This window comes from Streptomyces canus (assembly GCF_041435015.1).
Lineage (GTDB): Bacteria > Actinomycetota > Actinomycetes > Streptomycetales > Streptomycetaceae > Streptomyces > Streptomyces canus_G.
The window spans coordinates 6,895,341-6,915,448 of sequence record NZ_CP107989.1; the positions used below are offsets into that span (position 1 = coordinate 6,895,341).

Below are 20,108 nucleotides of genomic sequence, written 5' to 3' on the forward strand. Positions count from 1 at the left end.
TCGATGACAGGGAGTACAGCTCTCACCGCAGCGGGCGCTGTTCGCGCGAAGACGCCGGATCAAGAAGAAGAGACCGACCTCTTTCGGGAGGTCAGGCTGGCCCCGTTCGCCGACGATCCGGCCGTCGGTCATGTAGTAGAAGCTCATGGCCTGCACCGAGATCTTGTTGCCCAAGTGTCACCTGGTGACCACCGGGTGACCGCCACACGCCGGGCGTCTTGTCGGATCCCGGGAAACGATGGGAGACGTCACCGCGAGCAACCAGCCGCCGAAGCACCGCGCGAACGCCCGAACCGCGCTGGAAGGACATGTCATGACCGCTACCGCTCCCAAGGCTCCGACTGCACCAGGGGTGCGGTCCCGGTGGGGGATCCCGTACGCCACCGCCGAGCGGTATCGCCGCCCCGTGGTCGCGGACTTCGATCCAGACCGGCCCTATGACCGCAAGGGCGTCGTCTCTGTCCAGTCCGACAGCGGCGACTGGCTCGAAGCGGACAGCGGGATGGGCGAGGACTGTCTGAACCTGAACGTGTGGGCCCCTGAGCAGCCGGCCGACAAGGCGCTCCCGGTGGCCGTGTACGTCCATGGAGGCGGATTCGAGTTCGGCGCGAACACGCAGATCACCTCGAACGCCGCCGGTCTCGCCGCGTCGGGGCGCGTGGTGGGTGTGTCGGTCAACTACCGGCTCGGCGCCCTGGGCGCGCTCTCGCTCTCGCAGTATGGCGGGCGGCTCGCCGAGGCGAGCAACCTTTTCCTGCAGGACGTGATCGCCGCGCTGACCTGGGTCAAGCGGAACATCGCCCACTTCGGCGGCGATCCCGACCAGGTCACGGTCTACGGCCACAGCGCCGGCGCCTACTCCACCTTCGGTCTGCTCGGCGCCTCCTCCGCCGATGGCCTGTACCGGCGACTGGCCGGGTTCTCCGGCGGGCCCGCTCGTAGCGTCCCGGCCTGGTGGGCCGAGGAGCTCGCGCACCTGTTCGTCACCGAACTCGGCGTAGCGGACAACCCGGAGAAGCTGCTCGACCTCGACGCGGTCTCCCTGAGGGACGCCCTGCGCAAGGTCGCCCCGACGGACCTCGGAGTCCGCGGCGGGGTGGACAACAAGGCCACCGGCGTCGTCCTGGACATCGGGCAGCCCGGCGCGGTGGTGCACGCCCATCCCATGGACGTCCTGGCCTCGGGCGCGCACCGCGATGTCGACGTGCTGCTGAGCATGGCGAGCGACGACATGGGCTGGTGGGTGGCGAACGACCTCGACCGTTTCGACCCGCACACCCTCGACCGCGTCGTCGACGAGGTTGCGGGGTGGCGTATTTCCCGCTCCCGCGCGAAGAAGATCGTCGATGCCTACGACCGGGGCGGCCGTACCCCGGCCGAGGTCCGCGCCGCGGTCATGGCGGACTACCTCTTCGCGCTCCCCGCGGCCCGCGGCGCCCTGGCGCACGCCGCCGCGGGCGGCACCGCCCATCTGCTGATGATCGGGCCCGCCGAGGGCGCGCCCGCGGTGCACGGCACCGAGATGTACGCCCTGGTCGGCCAGGAACAGCCGGGCCGCAGCGCCGAACAGGCCGAGCGTGACACGCGTATCCGCGACATCGTGCTCGACTTCGTCACCGGCGAGCAGACCCGACTGTGGCCCGCCGTCACGGACCGGCCCATTTCGGGAAGCGTCGGAAACCCGCCCTTCGAGGCCCATGCCCACTACCAGGCGGCGCTCGACCTGTGGGAGGGCATCGACCGCCCCTGACGGTCGCCGCGCGATCCCGAAATGCAGAACGGCGCAGGGTCACCACTGACTGATCACCCGGGCACCTGTGCCTGGAGCCCCGGCTCCGCCTTCACATTCCCGGGGACGAACAGAACAAGGAGCTCGGCATGAGTCAATCGACAGCAACCGGCGGCGCCGCACCGGCCACGATGCGGGCCGTCGTCGTCACCCGGCCCGGCGGCCTCGACGCACTTCAGATCAAGGACGTGCCGGTGCCCGTCCGCAAGCCCGGGTGGGTGCGGATCAAGGTGAAGGCGTTCGGCGTCAACGAGTCGGAGGTCACCACCCGCAAGGGCGAGTCGGATGCGGTGGTCACCTACCCGCGCGTGCCCGGCATCGAGGGCGTCGGCGTGGTCGACGAGGCCGACGAGGACAGCGGGCTGCGGCCGGGACAGCAGGTGGCCACGATGATGGGCGGCATGGGCCGCTCGTATGACGGCGCGTACGCCCAGTACGTCACCGTCCCCGCCGGGCAGGTCATCCCGTTCGAGACCAGCCTGCCGTGGGACGTCGTCGGCGCGCTGCCCGAGATGTTCCAGACCGCCTACGGATCCCTGACCCGCGGCCTGGACCTCAAAGCCGGACAGACGCTGCTGATCCGCGGCGGCACCTCCACGGTCGGGCTGAGCGCGGCCACCATCGCGAAGGACCTCGGCGCCACCGTCATCTCCACCACCCGCAGCCCCGACCGGACCGGGGAACTGCGGGCCGCGGGCGTCGACCATCCCCTGGTCGACAACGGCACCCTCGCCGACCAGGTGCGCGAGCTGATCCCCGACGGCGTCGACGCCGCCCTGGAACTGGTCGGCTGCTCGGTCCTCCCCGACACCCTGCGCACCGTCCGCCGGCACGGCACGGTCTGCTTCACCGGAGCCCTGGCAGGCCAGTGGTCCATCCCGGACTTCACCCCGTTCATGATCCCCTTCGGGGTACGCCTGACCTCCTACGGCGGTCAGGCCAGCGACCTTCCGGCCGACGTCTTCGCCCACCAGCTCCAGGCCATCGCCGCCGGACGCCTCAACGTCCCGGTCGCGAAGGTCTACCACGGCCTGGAACAAGTCCGAGACGCCCAGGCCGACCTCGAATCCGGCACCACGCCGGGCAAGCACGTCGTCGTCCTGGACGACTGAAAGAAACACATCCCCTGGTTGGCCGACAGGCACCGGCTGGGGCATGCACAAAGAAAGGGAGGACGCCGTGGGCGTCAACAAGGAAGAAGTCAGCAAGACCCTCATCGAGCTGGAGAAGTCGTACAACGAACGGTTCAGCGTCGGCGACCCGGGCGGCTACCTGGACGGCTTCGCGGACGAGGTGAGCTACTTCGACCCGATCCTCGGGAACATCGTCGTCGGCAAGGAGAAGACCGTCGCGTGGCTGTCGTCCATCTACTCCCACCCGCACATCGTGCGCAGCGAGTACCTCAACCCGACGGTCCACGTCGGCGACAGCGGCGACTTCGCCGTCCTGGCTTACAACCTGAAGACCTACGTGCTCGACGAGGACGGCAACGAGAAGCAGCGGCGCGCCTGGAACGCCACGCACGGCTACCGGCTCGTCGACGGTCAGTGGCTCATCGTGCACTCCAACTGGGCGTTCTCCCAGACCGTGACCGAAAGGATCGCCTCCTGACCGCGGCGCAGCCTGTGGGCCCCAGCCTGACCGGGTTCCTCCGGCATGGCGAGCGGGGCCCCGCCTGTGCCGCCGGCATCCGGCCAGTGGTCGTCCCAGCCGCACCGATCAGCTCCGAGACACGCCCCGCGACACCAGCGCACCCGAACGTCAGGATCCCATGATCACCGACACCGCAACCGACGCCTACAGCTCCTTCACCGTGACCGACCTGGAATCGACCCGCGCCTTCTACCACGACGTACTCGGACTGAACGTCGAAGACCAGGACGCCATGCTCACCATCCGCCTCCCCGGCGGCGCGAGCACCGTCGCGTACGCCTCCCCCAACCACCAACCAGCACGATTCACCATCCTCAACATCGTCGTCCCTGACCTCCCCAGTACTGTCGCGGACCTCACCCGACGCGGCGTGGATTTCGAGCGCTACGACGGAGTGCAGATCGACTCAGACGGGATCTACCGCGCCAACGGCCCCTGGTTCGCCTGGTTCACCGATCCCTCCGGCAACGTTCTTGCCGTCTGCGAACGCGACCTCCGCACGGCCGGCGCGAGGCGTACCGGATGATCGACGGCGACTGGCACGTCGGGCACTCCCACTGGGCGTTCACGCAGACCGCGAAGGCAGCCATCTCCTCCTGACGGGCAAGGCGCCTCCGCCGCGTTTGCATCACGCGCCGGTCCTCGCCTCGCCGGCAGCGAAGGCGGCCGGGGTGAGGCCCGTGCGGTCGCGGAAGAAGCGGCCGAAGTTCGCAGGGTCGGTGAAGCCGAGGTGGACGGCCACGGTCCGGGCATCCCACCGGGCAGCTCCCAGCAGGCGCCGGGCTTCCAGGAGGCGCCGCTCGTCGATGAGTTCACGCACCCCCTTGCCGGTGGCGTCCCGGGCGGCCCGGCTGAGGGTGCGGACCGAGCAGCCGAGCAGTTCGGCGTAGTCCGCGGCTTGGTGCAGTTCACGGAAGTGCAGTTCCAGGGCGTCCAGGAAGCGTCCGTACCTGTCGGAGCGGCCCGTGCCGGCCGTGGCCGTGCCATCGAGGGCGATGCCCGGGGAGTTGGCCAGACGCAACAGCAGCGATTCGAGCAGGCTGCGGCGCAGAGCGTGGTGGATGTCGAGGGGGCGCCGCCCGAGTGCGCGGTGTTCGTCCAGGAGCTGGAGCGCCGTCTGCTGGAGCCAGGCGGCGTCATCGGCTTGCGGGCTCAGCACGGCCGGGGCGTCGTGCGCGGTGAGCGGGGCCAGCAGACGGGCGATGTCGGGCCGCAGTACATCCGGTTCGAACAGGACGAACGGGCCGCGGGCGGAACCGGGCGGATGAAAGCACAGCGTGTGTCCGGGACGCACCCAGAGCCACTGGCCGGGGGCGATGGTCCGCGTGACGTGGTCGACGTCGTGCAGCAGCTCGCCCTCGGTGACGGCGATGAGGTAGTGGAAGGTGGCGCGGACCGGACGGGGCGGGTTCCACGGCCAGTCGTCGTGCTGGGCGAAGAAGTCCTCGATGGTGTTCACCTCCAGGCCGTACGGAGTACCGACCGGGGGCTGGAAACCGTACAGCGGAACCGCAGCCGGTTCAGCCCGTCTGCTTGGGCTGGGGTGTCGCTTGTTGACCATCATGTGTCCGCAGTTTACTGCGCCTTATGTCGGTTTCGGGGAGAGAGTGGGAGGCGCGCCACGACCGCGCGGCGCGCCACTCGCGTCATGGGGTGCCCAGCCCGAGCTCGCCCGATGAAGGAAACGTTCTTGAACGAAACGACCCTGCACAGGACCGCCGCCGCCTGCGCCGAGGAGCTTCCCGGAGCCCAGCTCGAGTATCCCTTCGGTGACGACTGGGAGGTCTTCAAAGTACGAGGCAAGGTGTTCATGCTGATGACCGACGTCCCGGGGCGTCCCGTCGTGATCCTCAAGGCGGACCCCGGCGAGGCCGAGGCCCTGCGGGAGCAGTACAGCCACATCACCCCCGGCTACCACATGAACAAGAAGCACTGGATCACCCTGGAGAGCGGGGAAGGCGTCGACGAGGAGCTCGTCAGGGAGCTCGTCACCGACTCCTACCGGCTCGTCGTCGCCCACCTGCCCAGGGCCGAGCGGCCCGTCGACCCGCACAGCTACGGCACCGGCACGCGGGCGGCCCGGTGAGCGCGGCTGGTGACCGGTTCCAGGACACCGCCCGCCAGACGGCCCTGGCCCTCCCCGACGTCAGCCACGGCTACCCCTTCACCCCGGGACTCGACGTGTACAAGGTCGCGGGCAAGATCTTCCTGATCGTCACCGACGACCCGGACGACCAGATCATCACGGTCAAGTGCGAACCCGAACACGCCCGCGCGCACGTACGCGGCTACGCCTCGATCACACCGGGCCGCTACCTCGACAAACGCCACTGGATCTCGCTCGGTCCTGGCCCCGGCATCACCGAGCGGCTGATCACCGACGCGGTCTAGGATTCCTACGACCTGGTCGTCGAGCGGCTGCCGCGACACAACCGCCCCAGTGTCCGATGAACGCCGCGAGCTTCCCCACGATCGGCTGAGCCGACGCCTGTCAGTGCCCTGTGCACGGCTGGCCACGTCCGCACACGTCCGCCTGCGACCCGAGAGACCGATGGAACCAACCGAAGCGACCCTGCCGCTCTTCGGCGAGGAGCCCTCCCGGCCCCTCGCCGACCGCCTGCGCCCCACCCAGCTGGACGACGTCGTCGGGCAGGACCACCTCCTTGGCCCGGACGCCCCGCTGGGCCGCATGGTCGCCCAGCAGCGCCTCGGCTCCGCCATCCTGTGGGGGCCGCCCGGCGTCGGGAAGACGACCATCGCCCGGCTCCTCGCGGACGCCGGGAACCTGGCCTTCGAACCGGTGTCGGCCACCTTCTCCGGCGTGGCTGATCTGCGGAAGGTGTTCGCCGCCGCGCGCAGCCGACGCGGCATCGGCCAGGGCACCCTGCTGTTCGTCGACGAGATCCACCGCTTCAACCGTGCCCAGCAGGACAGCTTCCTGCCCTACGTCGAGGACGGCACGGTCACCCTGATCGGCGCCACCACGGAGAACCCGAGCTTCGAACTCAACGGCGCCCTCCTGTCCCGCACCCAGGTCCTCGTCCTCAAACGCCTCGACGAAGCCGCACTGTCCACGCTCCTCGACCGCGCCGAGCAGCTCACCGGCCACCATCTGCCCCTGGACGACGACGCCCGCCGCGCACTGATCGCCATGGCCGACGGCGACGGCCGCTACCTCCTCAACATGGCCGAACAGATTCAAGCCCTCCCGGACACCGAAACCACCCTGGACACCGCCGGGCTCGCCCATCACATCCAGCAGCGCGCCCCCTTGTACGACAAGGCGCAGGAGGGCCACTACAACCTGATCTCCGCGCTGCACAAGTCGATGCGCGGCTCCGATCCGGACGCAGCCCTGTACTGGCTCGCCCGCATGCTCGACGGCGGCGAGGACCCCCTGTTCGTCGCCCGCCGCCTGGTCCGCTTCGCGAACGAGGACATCGGCATGGCCGACCCGCACGCCATCCAGCAGGCCCTCGCCGCCTGGGACGTGTACGAGCGACTGGGCTCCCCCGAGGGCGAGTTGGCGATCGCCCAGGCCGTCGTCTACCTCGCCGCCGCCCCCAAGTCCATCGCCGTCTACCGCGGCTTCAACGCCGCACACCGATCCGCCCGGCACACCGGCTCACTCATGCCACCCGCCCACATCCTCAACGCCCCGACCCGACTGATGAAGAACCTCGGCTATGGCAAGGACTACCAGTACGACCCGGACACAGCCGACGGCTTCTCCGGTGACGACTACTTCCCCGACGACATGGGCCGCGAGACGTACTACCAGCCCACCCGCAACGGCTACGAAGCCCAGATCGCCGAGCGCCTGCGCCACTGGGCCGCTCTACGTGCCCGCCGGCAACGCGGCTGACCGGCCGACGCCCGCGACGTCCTTTCCGAAGGAGAGAACAGATGGCAGGCCGGACAGCAGCAGACTTTTCGATGGTGTCCCGCCGAGTGGTGTAGCAGCGATCTCTGCATAGCCCCTGGTCATGGGGCGGCCATCGCGCAACTCTCCGAGTAGCGAAGCTCGTTGAGTGAGAGGTGACACGATGGCCTTGTCCCAGCATGACTTACTCCGCCTGATGGAGTCACTGCGTACGGCGGACGGAATCGAGTTGATCAGGGTCCTGGCCCAGCGGTCCTGCAGGAACTCATCGAGGCCGAGGCCATACTGCCTCGGGTAGGCGGTCGGCGAGAGGCTTGACGCCCGTCCGTGCGACCGCGCGGACTCTACTGCCTGAGGTCGATCATGCGGACCGGCTGCCCCGTCGTGCGAGCGATGGTTTCGAAGTCGTGGTCGAAGTGGAGCAGGGTGAGGCCTGCTTCTTCCGCGGCGGCGGCCACCAGGAGATCGACGGGGCCCGCACTGCGGTGTTCCCCTTTGGTGGTCAGTTGTTCCTGGACGATGCGGGAGCGGCGGTAGGTGCCGTCAGGCATGTGGCACCACGCGTAGTGGGCGTCGAGTGCAGCCTTCAGTCGCGCGCGGTCCGCGGCTGAGCGGGCCGAGTAGAGGACCTCGAGTTCGGTGATGTCGCAGATCGCGACGAGGCCGGCGCCGATCCTGTCGTCCCACTCAGTTGTGGTCTGGCGGAGCAGGACGCGGGCGAGGGCGGAGGTGTCGATGAGGTAGTCGGCGACGGTCACGGCCGGTACTGGTTCTTGTTCAGGAGAATGTCGATGTCCAGGGCTCCGTCGGTCACCAGTTGCCGGGCGTCTTCGAGTGCGCGCAGGCGCCGGTAGCGGGCGGTGACCTCGCGCAGGGCGGTGTTGATGGTGTCGCGCTTGGTGGTGGTGCCGAGTTCCTTGGCGGCTTCTTCCAGTGCCTCGTCGTCGAGGTCGATCACGGTGCGACTCAAGATGGCCTCCTCATGCACACTGCGGTGTATATCAATATACATGATTGATTGTATATTGATGGGTTGGCGCACCCCTCGGTGGTCTGTTCTCAGATCCGTGGCCTTGCAGCGAGTGCGTCAGAAGAGGGGTGTGTGCAAGGGACTTCCCGGGGGCTCCTAATCCTTGAGTAAGCGGTTCCGGTTGGCTCCGTCAGGGGCGGCCCGGACTGTTGATGTGGTGCGGTTTGCGGCGGCCTCGTGGGCACCGGGCTGACCCCTCTGGGTTCCTGGTCCTCTGAGACCTTCTGAAAGACCGGTGGCGCCCGGTGTCTTCGGGCCGCTGCGAAACCCACCGGCCTGTGCCGAACGTTGATCGTCGTGGTGCAAGCCCTCCGCACGGTGACCCCCGCGTACTCCGCGAGCCGTTCGAGCTCTGATCGAGACCGGGGCCCGCGCGGTGCGCTGGTGTCGCGAACGGCTGGTGAGATGGCGGACCGTCGAGTCCTGGGATTAGGTCGCCGCGTGGCCCGCACAGGCTTGTCACCTGCGCAAACGCACGATGAGAGGGGAACGGCTTGAGCGTGTTCTGCGGGATCGACTGGGCCGAGTCGCACCACGATGTGGCCCTGGTAGATCAAGACGGCCAGCTGGTGGCCAAGCGCCGCATCAGCGACGACCTCGCCGGCTACCGGCTGCTGCTGGACCTGCTCGCCGAGCACGGCGACAGCCCCGAGACGCCGATACCAGTGGCCATCGAGACCTCCAGTGGCCTGCTCGTGGCCGTCCTGCGCACCGGCCGGCGGAAGATCTTCGCCATCAACCCGCTGGCCGCCGCCCGCTACCGCGACCGTCACGGCGTCTCGCGCAAGAAGTCCGACCCCGGCGACGCCCTGGTCCTGGCCAACATCCTGCGCACCGACATGCACGCCCACCGGCCACTGCCCGACGACAGCGACCTCGCCCGCGCCATCACCGTCCTGGCCCGCGCCCAGCAGGACGCCGTCTGGGCCCGCCAGCAGATCGCCAACCAGATCCGCTCGCTGCTGCGCGAGTACTACCCCGTCGCCCTGGACGCCTTCCTCGGCAAGCAAGGCGGCCTGACCCGGCCCGAGGCCCGCGCGGTGCTCGCCGTGGCGCCGACCCCGAGCACGGCGGCCCGGATGACCCTGCCGCAGCTGCGGGCCGCGCTCAAACGGGCCGGCCGCAGCCGCGGCATCGACGCCGAAGCCGAACGCCTCAAGACCGCCTTGCGGTTCGAGCAGGCCCACCAGCCCACGCTCGTCGAGGAGGCCATGGGTCGACAACTGCTCGCGCTGCTCACACAGTTGGATGCGGCCTGCAAGGCCGTCGAGGACCTCACCGAGGCGGTGGAGGCGTCTTTTCGTCGGCACCCGGACGCTGAAATCCTGCTCAGCTTCCCCGGCATGGGCATCCAGCTCGGCGCCCGGGTGCTCGCCGAGATCGGTGACGACCGCGCGCGGTTCGCCGATGCCCGGGCACTGAAGGCATACGCAGGATCGGCCCCCATCACCCGTGCCTCGGGCAAGAAACGCTTCGTCGGACGCCGCTACATCAAGAACAACCGCCTGACCAACGCCGGCCATCAGTGGGCCTTCGCCGCGCTCACGGCCTCGCCCGGAGCAGCTGCCCACTACCGGCGACGGCGCGACCGCGGAGACTGGCATGCCCAGGCCCAGCGGCACCTGTTCAACCGCATGATCGGCCAGCTCTACCACTGCCTGCAGACCCGGCAGCACTTCGACGAACAGCATGCCTTCACCTCCTCCTCGGCGGATCTGGCCGTAGCGGCTTGACTTCTTAGAAGCTGTTGTCTTTTCGGGCGTGATCGGTGCGTTTCCGCTGGTCGGGGATAGCAGTGGTGATTCCGTGGGAGTCGTGGCCTGTCGGGTCGTCGCTCCCCGGGAGGTCACGAATGCCGTCCGTCGTCGGACTGCTGGAACAGCACGAGGTCGCCGCTCGCCGTCGAGTCGACGGGCTGCGGGAGGAGGCCGACCGCATCCAGGCCGAACTGGCCGCGGCCGAGCAGGAATGGCAGGAGTGGGCGATTGCCCGCAGGCGGGTCGACACGGTGCTGGCTCCGGACGGCGGCAACACCGCCGGCACAGAGGTCACTGAGGAAGCGCGGGATGCGGACGCGCCGCCGGAACCCCGGGACGCGGCGAAGCCGAAGTCGCAGGTTCCGGTGTGGCGCCAGGGGCTGGCCTGGTCGGTGCTGTCGGTCGACTACCAGCGCATCCTCACGACGCTCGCAGACCGGGACCGGCTCCATCAAGGGCCGCTGACCTGCCAGGAGATGGCCCAAGCGTTCGGCATGGACGTGGTGCCGGCACGAGTGGAGGCACTGCGGTCGAAGGCGAAACGCCTGGTCGCGCGGGGCTGGCTGGCCGAGCGGCAGCCGGGCCGGTTCACCCTCGCGGCAGGCGTGACCGGGCCAGGCGGCGCGTCATGAGCAGGGTCATCGACCAGTAGACCATCGCCTCGGCGCTGGCCGTGCGCCGCTCGAAGTCGCGCACCAGACGGCGGCTTCGCATCAGGTGGGCGAAGAACCGCTCGACGATCCACCGCTTGGGCAGCACCACGAAGCCGCGCATGTCGTCGCTGCGTTTCACGATCGCCAGGACCAGCGCGAGCGTGGCCAGGCAGTGCTCGACCAGGCTGCCGGTGTAGCCGCCGTCGGCCCAGACCAGTTCCAGCCGGTGGTGCACGTCGGCGACCTGCCCAAGCAGGCCCTGGGCGGCGATGCGGTCACCGGTGTCCGCGGCGGTGACCATCACACCCAACAGCAGGCCGAGCGTGTCGACCACGACATGCCGCTTGCGCCCGTTGACCAGCTTGCCGCCGTCGAAGCCCCGGCTGTCCGCGCCGACCACCGCGTCCGCTTTGACGGACTGCGAGTCGATCACCGCGGCCGTCGGCTCCGCATCCCGCCCCAGTTCCTCGCGGGCCCTCGCGCGCAACCGGTCGTGGAACTCCTTGACCAGAGCGTTGTCCCGCCAGCGGCGGAAGAATGCGTAGACGCGGTCCCACGGAGGGAAGTCGGCGGGCATCGCCCGCCACTTGATCCCGTTGTCCACGAGATACCGGATCGCATCGAGCATCGCCCGGTGGCAGTACCCCTCCGGCCGGCCTCCCCGGCCGCGCATCCAGCCCGGCACCGGCAGCAGCGGGCAGACCGCGGCCCACTCTCCGTCCGTCATGTCGGTCGGGTAGCGAGGCTGCCGCTTCCCGTTGTCGGCGGCGTTTCCGAACCGGTGAGCCAGGCAGTCACACTCCCAGGTGACCGCGCTGGACTGCCCGGCCATCGGCACGCAAGACTGCTGCACCAGGGCCTCCTGCTGCTCGGTGATTCGACACCAACGAGCTGTTCAGGAGGCCCTGTTCGTATGCGCCCAGCGTCCCGCGACCACCCGATCGGGACTCCCGTTCGACGCGCATCCCTCAAGATCGAAAAGACAACAGTTTCTTAGGCACGTGAGATGTCTTTCAGCGTTCGAACTTCCAGGTGAGGCGGGAGGTCGTCACAGGTGAGAACGGTTCCGGCGACCGCCTTTAAGCCAGTCGGACAGGTTGAGCGAGGGAGTCGAGGTGGTGCCGGAGGCCAGGGTGCGTGCCCAGGCCGAGCACTGTGGCCGCGCCGACGAGGAACTTGTTGTCCGACATGACGTACTCCTGGACGTGTGCCTTCAGGGGCTGAAGCCTGTGCCGTACGCGACCTGCAGCTCGGCGGACGACACCGCAAGCAAGGCGGGGAGCCGGATCCACGGCGGTGCCCCGCTGTCGTTTTTGCGGCGAGCCTGGTCGCCGTACTGCCCTGCTCCCCGAATCGACCGCTCCAGCCACGCGGTTGGCCACACCGGAACTCGGCCACCCGAGCGTAGACGTTTGGCCTGTGACCACTGCCATAGAGGCTCTGCCTCAGCACCCGGGGGAGAGCCTCCGCGCGGTTGGAAGGGGAGTCCGCTGCGGGCGGGCTCGAGATCCCCTCCCGAGCTGGGGCGCTGGTCTTCGTTCCCGGCCGGACCAAGCTCCGCCCTGGCCCCGCGCCCGCAGGGACGTTCCCACATGAACAGGCCGGCGACACCCCTTAGCCGACGGCCGACGCCGCCTGTAAAAGCGAACACGGTAGGCAGGAAACGCCGCCGTAAATCGCCGCGGGGTACGTCAGCCAGCGCCACGGGGGTTGTCCGGGTGGTGGTGGATCCAGGCCAGGCCTGCGGGATCGAGGTGGCGGCGGGCGCGTGTGACAGCGACATAAGCCAGGCGGGCTTCGGCCCCGTTGACGGGTCCTGGAATCGGGCGTCCCGCCTCGTCCAGAACGTCGGTTTCGGGCGGTGGGGGGAAATCGGGTGTGATCCGTACATGGGACCATTCCCGGCCTTTGGCTTTGTGGACGGTGGACACCGTGACCTGGGCTGTGGATTCTGGGGCGAGTTGCTCGACGGCTTGGAGGATGGCGTCGGGTCCGTGCTCGTCCACGAGGTTGGCGAAGGGCTGCAGACCGCTGGCAGTGGGGTCGTGTTCGGCGTATTCGCGCAGAGTGGGCCAGCTGGTGAACAGCAGTAGCTCGGGATGGTGGGTGCGCCTTCCCTGGATCAGATCGCGGGCAGCCTGCGCCAGGGAGCGCAGCGTGTCCGGGACGTCCGCAGGCACCTCGCGCGCCACGTATTGGAGTATGAAGTGCCTGCGCATCTGCGCACCTGCCAGTGCCGTGAGAGAACCTGTGTGTGGCATCGTCGCCAAGTGGCGTGCTCGGGGCACCGGTGCCTGTTGCTCATCCGGGCGGATCAGGGCCGGACCTGGCACCTCGCCGATGTGTGTGCAGCGTGCGCCGCAGTCACTCTCCAGGCTGCCCGTGTCCGCGAGCCCCAAGAGCGCTCCCAAGGTGATCGGCGCGTACCGACACCTGCGGGCGGGGACCCACTGGAGGAACCCGCTGAGTGGGTCGAGCTCTAGAGGTTGTCCCGTATGGGGTCTGAGCTATCCCGTGAGGGCCATGTTGTGGAGGCGGGCGATGCCGAGTGCGGCTTGGTGGACCCCGTTGCCCTTGAGTCGGCAGTCCCGCAGAATCTTCCAGTTCTTCAGCCTGGGCAAGGCGTGCTCGACGCGTGCCCGAGCGCGACGGTGGACCGAGTTCTCCGCTTCCTGTACGGGACTCAGATGCTCTTGACCACGACGTTTTCGGTGCGGAATGAGCAGGCCGGTGCCCTGGTAACCGCCATCCGCGATGGTGGGGACACCGCGGCAGACCCGGTCGACTCCGGACTCGCTGAAAGCCCGGCAGTCGTTGCGACTGCCGGGCAGCGGATCGCCGATGGCCACCACCAGGCGGCTGTTGGCGTCGATGACCACCTGCAGGTTCGTCGAGTACCGGTAGTTCTTGCTCGAGGCCGCGATGCTGCGGTCTCGCGTGGGGACCAGGGTGCCGTCGACGATGTAGACGGTGTCTTCGCGTTTGCGGCGGGCCGGTGAGATCGCCAGCAACGGTGCGAGGTGGTCCAGAACCCGGTCCGCGGCCGACTTGGAGACCCCGAACAGCGGCGCCACCTGCCGCAACGTCAGATTCGTGCGCCAGTACGTCGCCACCAGCAACACCCGGTCCTCGAGCGGCAATCGCCACGGCCGACCTCGCTGAATGTCACCACCGCGCCGGCGCACCAGTGCGACGAGCCCGTTGAACTGCTCCGGACTCAACCCGACAAACGGCTCGATCCACTGCGGATCATCCGCTGAGATCACCCCACCCATGATCGGACAACGCCCCAACAGTCACACCGGTTACGGGACAACCTCTAGCACCGCGAAGTCCAGCCGCCCTACAGCCAAGCGGCGGGGGTTCAGCGGACGTCGACGTAGTCGGTGACCCGGGCGCTTCTGAGGTAGTGGTCTCCGGTCTGGCGGCTGAGGGCGATGGCCCAGGTGCCGTCCTTTTCGGCGGTCACCATGCCGATGAGGTGGCCGTGTTTGTCGCTGTCGAGTTCGCAGATGTAGTGGTAGGTGGTGGAGCCGCGGGGTTTGAAGTAGAGGGTGGGGGAGCCGCCGCTGAGAGGCTTCCAGGTGGTGCCCTTCTGGTACTGGAGGGTGCCGCTGAAACTGATTGGTTGTGACTTGCGGACCGGGTCGGGATGGGCTCGGAAGCCGGTGATGCGGGTGGCGTAGCGGTAGAGGTGGACGGGCTTGGTGGTGCTGGTGCCCAGGTCGGGGTTGCCGTTGAAGCGGGCGCGCCAGTAGGCGTCGGTGTTCCGCGTGGTGAGGGTACGCGCGAACGTCTCGTCGACGAGCGGTTTGTTGTGGCGGACGGGGACGGGGATGGTGGTGGCGTCCCTCCAGCCGCTCTTGCCGTCCTTGGAGTACTGCAGGGTGACGGTGGGTTTGGCGGGCCACTTCGCGCGCGGATCTTCGTAGTAGACGTACCCGGAGACATGCAAGGTCGCGTCATCGTTGAGGGAGACGCTCATGCCGAGGTGGGTGGTGTAGGCGACGTGCAGGCTGAAGGGCTGGATGGCGACCTGCTGGAAGGGCATGTAGTCGGTGCCGGCGACGAGTTCGGCGCTCGGTGCGGGGTTCTGCGAGGAGACGTGCAGCGTGTAGCCGCCCTGGCTGTCGGTGGTGGTCTCGCCGGCCACGAAGTCGGCATTCCCGTGGGCGTCGAGGCCGTCGAGGGCGATGTCGGTGTGCGGCAGCGGCTGCCAGCCGGAGGCGGTCTGGATCTCGGCGTGGCCGGCGATGGTTCCGGTGGCGCCCTGCTTCAGGTTCAGGGCGTGGGTGCTGGCTGTGAAGCGGACCGGTGCCTGGGTGGTGTGCAGGTACTGCGGGGCCGTCAGCAGGTCGATCGCCCCCGGATAGGCGGCGGAGGCCTGAGGCGCTGCGGACAACTGGAACGACGGCTCGGTGGGGACGAAGGCGGTGGTGAAGCGGCCGCCGGCAGTGGCGGTCGCGCTGACCTGGCTGCGCCCGGTGTTGACGGCCACGGGGATGCCCTCGGCTGAAGCGGGCGTGTCGGGGAGGCGTGGATCGGCGACTTCGACGGTGCCGCTGACGGAGACGTTCTGGTGGAGGTAGTCCGGCGCGCTCGGGGCGGCGGTGAGGTCGGAGATGGTGACGATGGTCCGGTACTGCAGGGTGTGGGGCGAGAGGGCACCGGTGAGGGTGGCGCCGGAGGCGTCCTGCAGGTCGACGGTCACGCGGTAGTCGCCGAGCTGGGCCAGGTGGACGGGCGCCTGCCACGTTCCGGAACGCGCGTCCTGCCCCGAGTACTGGGTGAAGTCCTCGGTCGATCCGGCTTCCGGTGTCCCGTCCGGCGCGTCCAGCGGATAGAGGTGGGCCGTGATCCGAGTGATCGGGCTTTCGGAGTGTGCCGTCACGAAGAGCTTGCCCGGCTGGTACCAGCCGTCGGCGTCGGACAGGACGGGACCGCCGGATGCGCCGTCCGCGTGAGCCGGGGAAAGGCCCGTGAACAGGGAGGCGGAGAGCGCGGTCGCTGTGGCAGCCGCCAGGAAGGTGTTGCGTCTCAAGAGTGTCCCCTCAGGGAATCGGTCGACTGCCCGCGAGAGCGCCGGGGTTCGACTGGCGCGCTTAGGTGGGGCAGGTGATCGAGAACTGTAGTGGTGTGGTTTCGGCATGTAGATGTGTGGGTGGGGTGTCGTTGTCCTGCGAGATCGACAGGCGCTCGACCGGAGGGCCTCGGTCGAGCGCCTGAACGTGCGTTTTTACTCAGTTGACGTGGCTGATGGCCGGGTTGTCACCGGTCGCGGCGGCGTCGGCAGGGGGCAGGGCGGTGTTGTAGAGGTGGATGTCGCTGATCTCGCCGTTGGCGTATTCGCCGTAGGCGCCCAGCGCGACGCGGCGACCGATCTGGAGGGAGCCGGTGGCGTTCCACGGGGTGCCGCCGAACGCTTTCGTGTCGACTTGGCGTCCGTTGACGTAGAGGGTTATTTGGTTCGTGGCGGCGTCGAAGACGCCGACCAGGTGGGCCCATTGGCCGATGGCCGGGGTTCCGCCGTAGGTGCCCGTGAAGGATGTACCGGTGTTGTCGTTGTGCAGGTTGAAGGCCCAGGCGTGTGCGCCTGAGGAGTAGTAGAGCTGGAACCCGTTGGAGTTTCCGGCGGTGTCGGACTGGGACACGAAGGTCGAGTTGGCCGCGAGTGAGGTGGGGTTGACCCAGGCCGAGACGGTGAAGCTCTTGGAGGTGTCGGTGGCCGGCCCGGTGGTCGCGGCGTATCCGGTGGTTCCGGTGAGTTTGAGGATCTTGCCGCGGTTGGTGTCGGTAGCCCAGGAATAGGCTCCGCTCAGGGTGGCATCGAGCGTGCCGGCGTTGTCCCTTGTGGTGGTGCCGCTGCCGTCGTCCAGGTTCCACCAGTGGGTGGCGGTGTTGGTGGCGCTGCCCAGCGAGACAGGTGCCGTGAAGTTGGCGGTGGTGCCGGTCGGGGCGGTTCCTGGGTACTCGATCAGCTCGCCGTGGATGCCGGTGACGTAGAGATCGGGGTTGTGGTCGGGCCCGCCGGCAGGACTGTTCAGGTCTCCCGGCGAGGCGATGGCCGGGTAGGTGCTCGGCGACAGGGTCAGCGGCAGACTGGTGTGGGTGGAGGCGTGCAGGAGTGGAGGCAGCCCGCTGGAGTCGAGAGCGAGAGAGTAGGTGTACAGGGCGCCGGTGGTGTTGTCTCGTGCCCACAAGGTGGGGGTTCCGTTGACGGTGCCGGGTGCGATAAGGGTGAGGCCGGTCCAGTCACCGTCACCAAGCAGGACCGGGTTGGCGAGGTGCTTGCCGTTGTTGGATTGGTAGATCCACAGTTTGCCGTTTTCCACGGTGATGACGGCAGGGTGGCCTTCGGTGTTTCCGTAGACGTTGCCGGGTATGACGAGCTGGCTGATGCTCCAGGGTGCAGTCTGGGTGTATCCGGCGCCTGCGCAGCGGCTGTCAGGAACGGTCGGCTGGCAGGGGTCTTTGGGCACGGGGGTGCCAGAGCGCTTGCCGATGTAGCCGGGGTAACTGGACCAGGGAACAAGCTGGGTGGCGTTGTCATCCGCAGGATCAAGATCGTTCGGGACGACGTACAACTGGGATGTTGTGCGGTTGTAGGCAATCAGATCGTCGACGTCCGCGCCGTGCAGATTGCCACGGTGAGCGATGAGGTAGTTGTTCCAGCTGGTTCCGTCGGGCGAGTCGGCCGGGGTTGAGACGAGGGCTGGGCCGTTGATCGGGGGAGGCGTGCCGGTGACCGACCCGGTCTGGGCAGGGGTGGCGCTCTGGGCGGGGTCGGTGTCGCCGGGGATCAGTTCGAGGTCGCCGGTCTTGGTGGTGGCGAGCAGGTCGGGGACGCCGTCGCCGCTGACGTCACCGGGGGTGATCTTCGTGTCGGGATTCCAGGGCACGGTGAAGGTGTAACTGGAGGGAGCCTGCGAGATGTTGCCGGCCGCGTCGACGGCCGCGACGTACAGGGTGTGCACGCCCCAGGTGGGCAAGGTGAGAGGGATCTTGCCGGTCGCGGTGCCCTGACTGTCGGTACTGGTGATGGCCACCGGCTTGCCGGTGGTCGCGGTCGGCTGGCTGTCGAGGAGCCATAGGAAGTGATCGACGCCGCTGGACAGGCATGCGTTGGGCGTGCAGCTGCTGTCGGAGGGAGCGCCGTCCGCTGCGGTGACGGTGAAGCTGGTCTGGCTGCCGGTGTAGATACCGCTAGCCGTGGCGCCTGTGCCAACCGGCGGGACGTCGGAGTTGGTGGCGACGTCAGGCGTGTCCGGCGGGGTGAAGTCGGTCTTGAACCAGCAGTGGTCGCTGATATCGGATGTCAGGCTCAGGGCTGAGTTGTTGTCCTGCGCGTAGGCGTCCCACCCGTACTCGTGGCCGTCTTTGAGGGTGAACCCGATGGGCAGACTGACGTCTCTGGCGGTGTCCGCTGAGACGTAGCCGGTAGCCCGGCTTCCGTCATCTTGGGCGTTGCCGCTGGAGTCGAGGACGGTGCGGTCCCAGACGTGAAAGATCGCCTTGACGTTCTCGCCGGAAACATTCGACTTGACGGTGGAGTGGAGCTGGATGTTGCTCCCGGCGTTGGAGTACGTGGTGGCGCCGATCCAGCCGTCGCCGCTCGTGACGCAGGAGCCGGTCGCGCCGGTCGCAGGCGGTGCGGTGAGGAGCTTGACCGGCACGTCCGGGGGAATGTCGAATTTCACCGTCATGGTGAGGACACTGGACATCCGCAGGTAGTCGTCGTTGCTGGAGGAGATGCTCTCGTCGCCGTAGAGGGCGACCGTCCAGTAGTCGCCGCTGGCGCTGTGGTACGTAGCAATCCGCTGGGCTTGATCCTTGACCTTGAAAGTCGCGGTGTGGTTGCTGCAGTTGCTGCCGGAGTTGGCCGCGCTGGGAATCGTGGTCGTGACTGGGTCGTAGCTGCCGTCGACGGTGCCCGGTTTGTTGTTCCAGTCGGTGCCGGAGTCGATCGCGCCTGTGGTGTGGAGGGTGATCGGCTGGTTCTGGGAGCAGTCCCAGCTGGCCGCGTAGGTGGAACTCACCGTGATGGAGGCGCCGTAGACCTGCATGGAGGGGTCGAGACCGCTGGTGGGAATGGCGTAGTAGGAGCGCTCCAGGCCAGTGCCACAAACCCCGCCCCAGCGCTGGTAGCCCACGCCCTCACCATTGGGTTGCGGCTTGTCGTACTGCGGGCTGTCGGAGCAGGTGGAGCTGGAGTAGACCTCGTCGTAGTGGCCGGAGGCCTTGGTGACCGGGTTGCTGAACGGGTCGATGTATACCGGGTAGGTCGTTGCCGGGTCGTTCAGCACGGTCGTGTCCGGTGCCAGGGTGAGGCCGCTGGAGGTGGTGCTCATCGGCACCGTGTCTACGTTGGCTCCCCCGCCGGGGCCGTCAGCGGAGGATGTCGCGGGGACGTTACCGGTCGTGGTCGCTGCGGGCGCACTTTGCGTCGGGGCGTCCGGAAGAGGGCTGGAGTCCCACATCAGCGGGCGGGGGCTGGTGTAGGCGACGGTGCCGTCGGCGGCGGTCGCGTCCATGCCGCCCGAATCCGTAGCGGAGAGGGTCAGGCCCTGGGTGGAGGCGGCCTCGGTGAGTTTCTTGATGTGCGGGTTGGCGGCGGCTGTGGCGTCGTGGACGATCAGTACGTCGCTGAAGCCGCCCTGGTCGGTGACCGAGACGGATAGATCCACGCCGGGCAGCACCGACTTGTACAGGGCCGTGTCGTCGCTGACGGCGGGCGCGGGCAGGGTGAAGGGCATGGTCAGGGCCATGCTGTGCCCGTCTTCGTTGGTCAGGGTGACCAAGGGGCCGTTGCCGCCGCCGGACAGGGTGACGTCGTTCGGCGTGGCCCTGGGGGAGAGGGTGCCGTTCGGATTGGTGGCGAGGGTGGCGTCGACGGGTGTCCAGACGCCGTCCTTGAGGACCCGTACCGGCATGACGTTGGTGGTGGAGGTGAACATGCCGTCCGGGTTGGCCGTGACGGTGGAGGTCTGCGTCGTCAGGGGATCGACGGGCACGTCCTGACCGCTGGCGACGGCCTCGGACTGGGCAGCCAGCAGCGGATCAGACGGGACTGACTCCTCGGCACGTGCCGAGGCAGCGGGGACGGTGAGCAACAGACCTGCCAGCGCGGGTATCAGCGCCACACGGCGCAGTTCCCGTCGCGCATGCGACTTTCGGGTATGTCCGGACAACGCGACACAAACCTTCCTCTATTTGCCAATACTTTGCATTTGTGATCTCTGTCACATCTGCGGACGTTGAAGACGTGGCAGGTGGCGCACATGGTGTCCGGGTTTGTCGCGAGGTGATGATGTTCAGCCCTTCACGGAAAGGGCACACCAGGCAC

The 20,108-nt window shown here is 68.2% G+C and carries 17 protein-coding genes; 9 read left to right on the forward strand and 8 right to left on the reverse strand.

Annotation, left to right across the window (positions count from 1 at the left end; all coding sequences use genetic code 11):
- Nucleotides 1-313: 313 nt before the first annotated feature.
- The 4 genes from OG841_RS31490 (at nt 314) to OG841_RS31505 (ending at nt 3,968) form a co-directional block, all read left to right on the forward strand.
- Nucleotides 314-1,750, forward strand: coding sequence for a carboxylesterase family protein (locus OG841_RS31490; RefSeq protein WP_371567431.1), 1,437 nt, complete (start codon nt 314-316; stop codon nt 1,748-1,750).
- 128 nt (nt 1,751-1,878) lie between these two features.
- Nucleotides 1,879-2,901, forward strand: a complete 1,023-nt coding sequence (locus OG841_RS31495) for an alcohol dehydrogenase catalytic domain-containing protein (RefSeq protein ID WP_328638291.1) — start codon at nt 1,879-1,881, stop codon at nt 2,899-2,901.
- 43 nt (nt 2,902-2,944) lie between these two features.
- Nucleotides 2,945-3,400 (forward strand): YybH family protein, encoded by a 456-nt coding sequence (locus tag OG841_RS31500; RefSeq protein ID WP_371567433.1) that lies wholly within the window; start codon nt 2,945-2,947, stop codon nt 3,398-3,400.
- Between the two features lie 160 nt (nt 3,401-3,560).
- Entirely contained in the window at nt 3,561-3,968 is a 408-nt protein-coding gene (locus tag OG841_RS31505; protein ID WP_371567435.1) for a VOC family protein, read from the forward strand.
- A gap of 102 nt (nt 3,969-4,070) precedes the next feature.
- Here OG841_RS31505 and OG841_RS31510 read toward each other — a convergent pair whose 3' ends face one another.
- Nucleotides 4,071-5,006 (reverse strand): helix-turn-helix domain-containing protein, encoded by a 936-nt coding sequence (locus OG841_RS31510; RefSeq protein ID WP_371567437.1) that lies wholly within the window; start codon nt 5,004-5,006, stop codon nt 4,071-4,073.
- Nucleotides 5,007-5,132: 126 nt separating this feature from the next.
- On the opposite strand from OG841_RS31510, the gene OG841_RS31515 reads away from it, so the two are divergent.
- From OG841_RS31515 to OG841_RS31525, 3 genes are all read left to right on the forward strand, one after another.
- Nucleotides 5,133-5,528, forward strand: a complete 396-nt coding sequence (locus tag OG841_RS31515) for an MmcQ/YjbR family DNA-binding protein (protein WP_371567439.1) — start codon at nt 5,133-5,135, stop codon at nt 5,526-5,528.
- Nucleotides 5,525-5,833 carry an MmcQ/YjbR family DNA-binding protein gene (locus tag OG841_RS31520; protein WP_371567441.1) on the forward strand — a complete coding sequence of 103 codons (309 nt, stop codon included), beginning with the start codon at nt 5,525-5,527 and terminating at the stop codon, nt 5,831-5,833. The genes OG841_RS31515 and OG841_RS31520 overlap by 4 nt, the downstream gene beginning before the upstream one ends.
- Nucleotides 5,834-5,993: 160 nt before the next feature.
- Nucleotides 5,994-7,307: a replication-associated recombination protein A gene (locus OG841_RS31525; RefSeq protein WP_371567442.1), complete on the forward strand. Its 1,314-nt coding sequence runs from the start codon at nt 5,994-5,996 to the stop codon at nt 7,305-7,307.
- Between the two features lie 362 nt (nt 7,308-7,669).
- On the opposite strand, the gene OG841_RS31530 is transcribed toward OG841_RS31525, so the two are convergent.
- Both OG841_RS31530 and OG841_RS31535 read right to left on the reverse strand, forming a co-directional pair.
- Nucleotides 7,670-8,083 carry a PIN domain nuclease gene (locus tag OG841_RS31530; protein ID WP_328638284.1) on the reverse strand — a complete coding sequence of 138 codons (414 nt, stop codon included), beginning with the start codon at nt 8,081-8,083 and terminating at the stop codon, nt 7,670-7,672.
- Nucleotides 8,080-8,295 carry a type II toxin-antitoxin system VapB family antitoxin gene (locus OG841_RS31535; RefSeq protein ID WP_031047790.1) on the reverse strand — a complete coding sequence of 72 codons (216 nt, stop codon included), beginning with the start codon at nt 8,293-8,295 and terminating at the stop codon, nt 8,080-8,082. Before OG841_RS31535 ends, OG841_RS31530 begins: the two co-directional genes overlap by 4 nt.
- Before the next feature lie 554 nt (nt 8,296-8,849).
- Here OG841_RS31535 and OG841_RS31540 point away from each other — a divergent pair.
- Entirely contained in the window at nt 8,850-10,088 is a 1,239-nt protein-coding gene (locus OG841_RS31540) for an IS110 family transposase (RefSeq protein ID WP_328638283.1), read from the forward strand.
- 119 nt (nt 10,089-10,207) lie between these two features.
- The gene (locus OG841_RS31545; RefSeq protein ID WP_328635796.1) at nt 10,208-10,744 is read left to right on the forward strand and encodes a hypothetical protein; all 537 of its coding nucleotides are present in this window, start codon (nt 10,208-10,210) and stop codon (nt 10,742-10,744) included.
- On the opposite strand, the gene OG841_RS31550 is transcribed toward OG841_RS31545, so the two are convergent.
- The 5 genes from OG841_RS31550 to OG841_RS31570 all read right to left on the reverse strand — a co-directional run bounded on the left by OG841_RS31550 (nt 10,701) and on the right by OG841_RS31570 (nt 19,905).
- A complete protein-coding gene (locus tag OG841_RS31550) occupies nt 10,701-11,618 on the reverse strand; it encodes an IS5 family transposase (RefSeq protein ID WP_328635795.1) in 918 nt (305 codons plus the stop codon). The genes OG841_RS31545 and OG841_RS31550 overlap by 44 nt on opposite strands.
- A gap of 838 nt (nt 11,619-12,456) precedes the next feature.
- Nucleotides 12,457-12,957 carry a 3'-5' exonuclease gene (locus OG841_RS31555; protein ID WP_371567445.1) on the reverse strand — a complete coding sequence of 167 codons (501 nt, stop codon included), beginning with the start codon at nt 12,955-12,957 and terminating at the stop codon, nt 12,457-12,459.
- A 315-nt stretch (nt 12,958-13,272) separates the two neighbouring features.
- Nucleotides 13,273-14,040, reverse strand: coding sequence for a transposase (locus tag OG841_RS31560; RefSeq protein ID WP_371567446.1), 768 nt, complete (start codon nt 14,038-14,040; stop codon nt 13,273-13,275).
- Nucleotides 14,041-14,129: 89 nt separating this feature from the next.
- Nucleotides 14,130-15,806, reverse strand: coding sequence for a hypothetical protein (locus OG841_RS31565; protein WP_371567448.1), 1,677 nt, complete (start codon nt 15,804-15,806; stop codon nt 14,130-14,132).
- A gap of 199 nt (nt 15,807-16,005) precedes the next feature.
- Nucleotides 16,006-19,905, reverse strand: a complete 3,900-nt coding sequence (locus tag OG841_RS31570; RefSeq protein WP_371567450.1) for a LamG domain-containing protein — start codon at nt 19,903-19,905, stop codon at nt 16,006-16,008.
- Between the last annotated feature and the right edge of the window lie 203 nt (nt 19,906-20,108).

Excerpts from the sequence above, each read along its gene's own strand:
- OG841_RS31505 (WP_371567435.1), top strand. The coding sequence starts at position 3,561 with ATGATCACCGACACCGCAACCGACGCCTACAGCTCCTTCACCGTGACC.
- OG841_RS31510 (WP_371567437.1), bottom strand. The coding sequence starts at position 5,006 with ATGATGGTCAACAAGCGACACCCCAGCCCAAGCAGACGGGCTGAACCG.
- OG841_RS31490 (WP_371567431.1), top strand. The coding sequence starts at position 314 with ATGACCGCTACCGCTCCCAAGGCTCCGACTGCACCAGGGGTGCGGTCC.
- OG841_RS31560 (WP_371567446.1), bottom strand. The coding sequence starts at position 14,040 with ATGGGTGGGGTGATCTCAGCGGATGATCCGCAGTGGATCGAGCCGTTT.
- OG841_RS31545 (WP_328635796.1), top strand. The coding sequence starts at position 10,208 with ATGCCGTCCGTCGTCGGACTGCTGGAACAGCACGAGGTCGCCGCTCGC.
- OG841_RS31500 (WP_371567433.1), top strand. The coding sequence starts at position 2,945 with ATGCACAAAGAAAGGGAGGACGCCGTGGGCGTCAACAAGGAAGAAGTC.
- OG841_RS31525 (WP_371567442.1), top strand. The coding sequence starts at position 5,994 with ATGGAACCAACCGAAGCGACCCTGCCGCTCTTCGGCGAGGAGCCCTCC.
- OG841_RS31495 (WP_328638291.1), top strand. The coding sequence starts at position 1,879 with ATGAGTCAATCGACAGCAACCGGCGGCGCCGCACCGGCCACGATGCGG.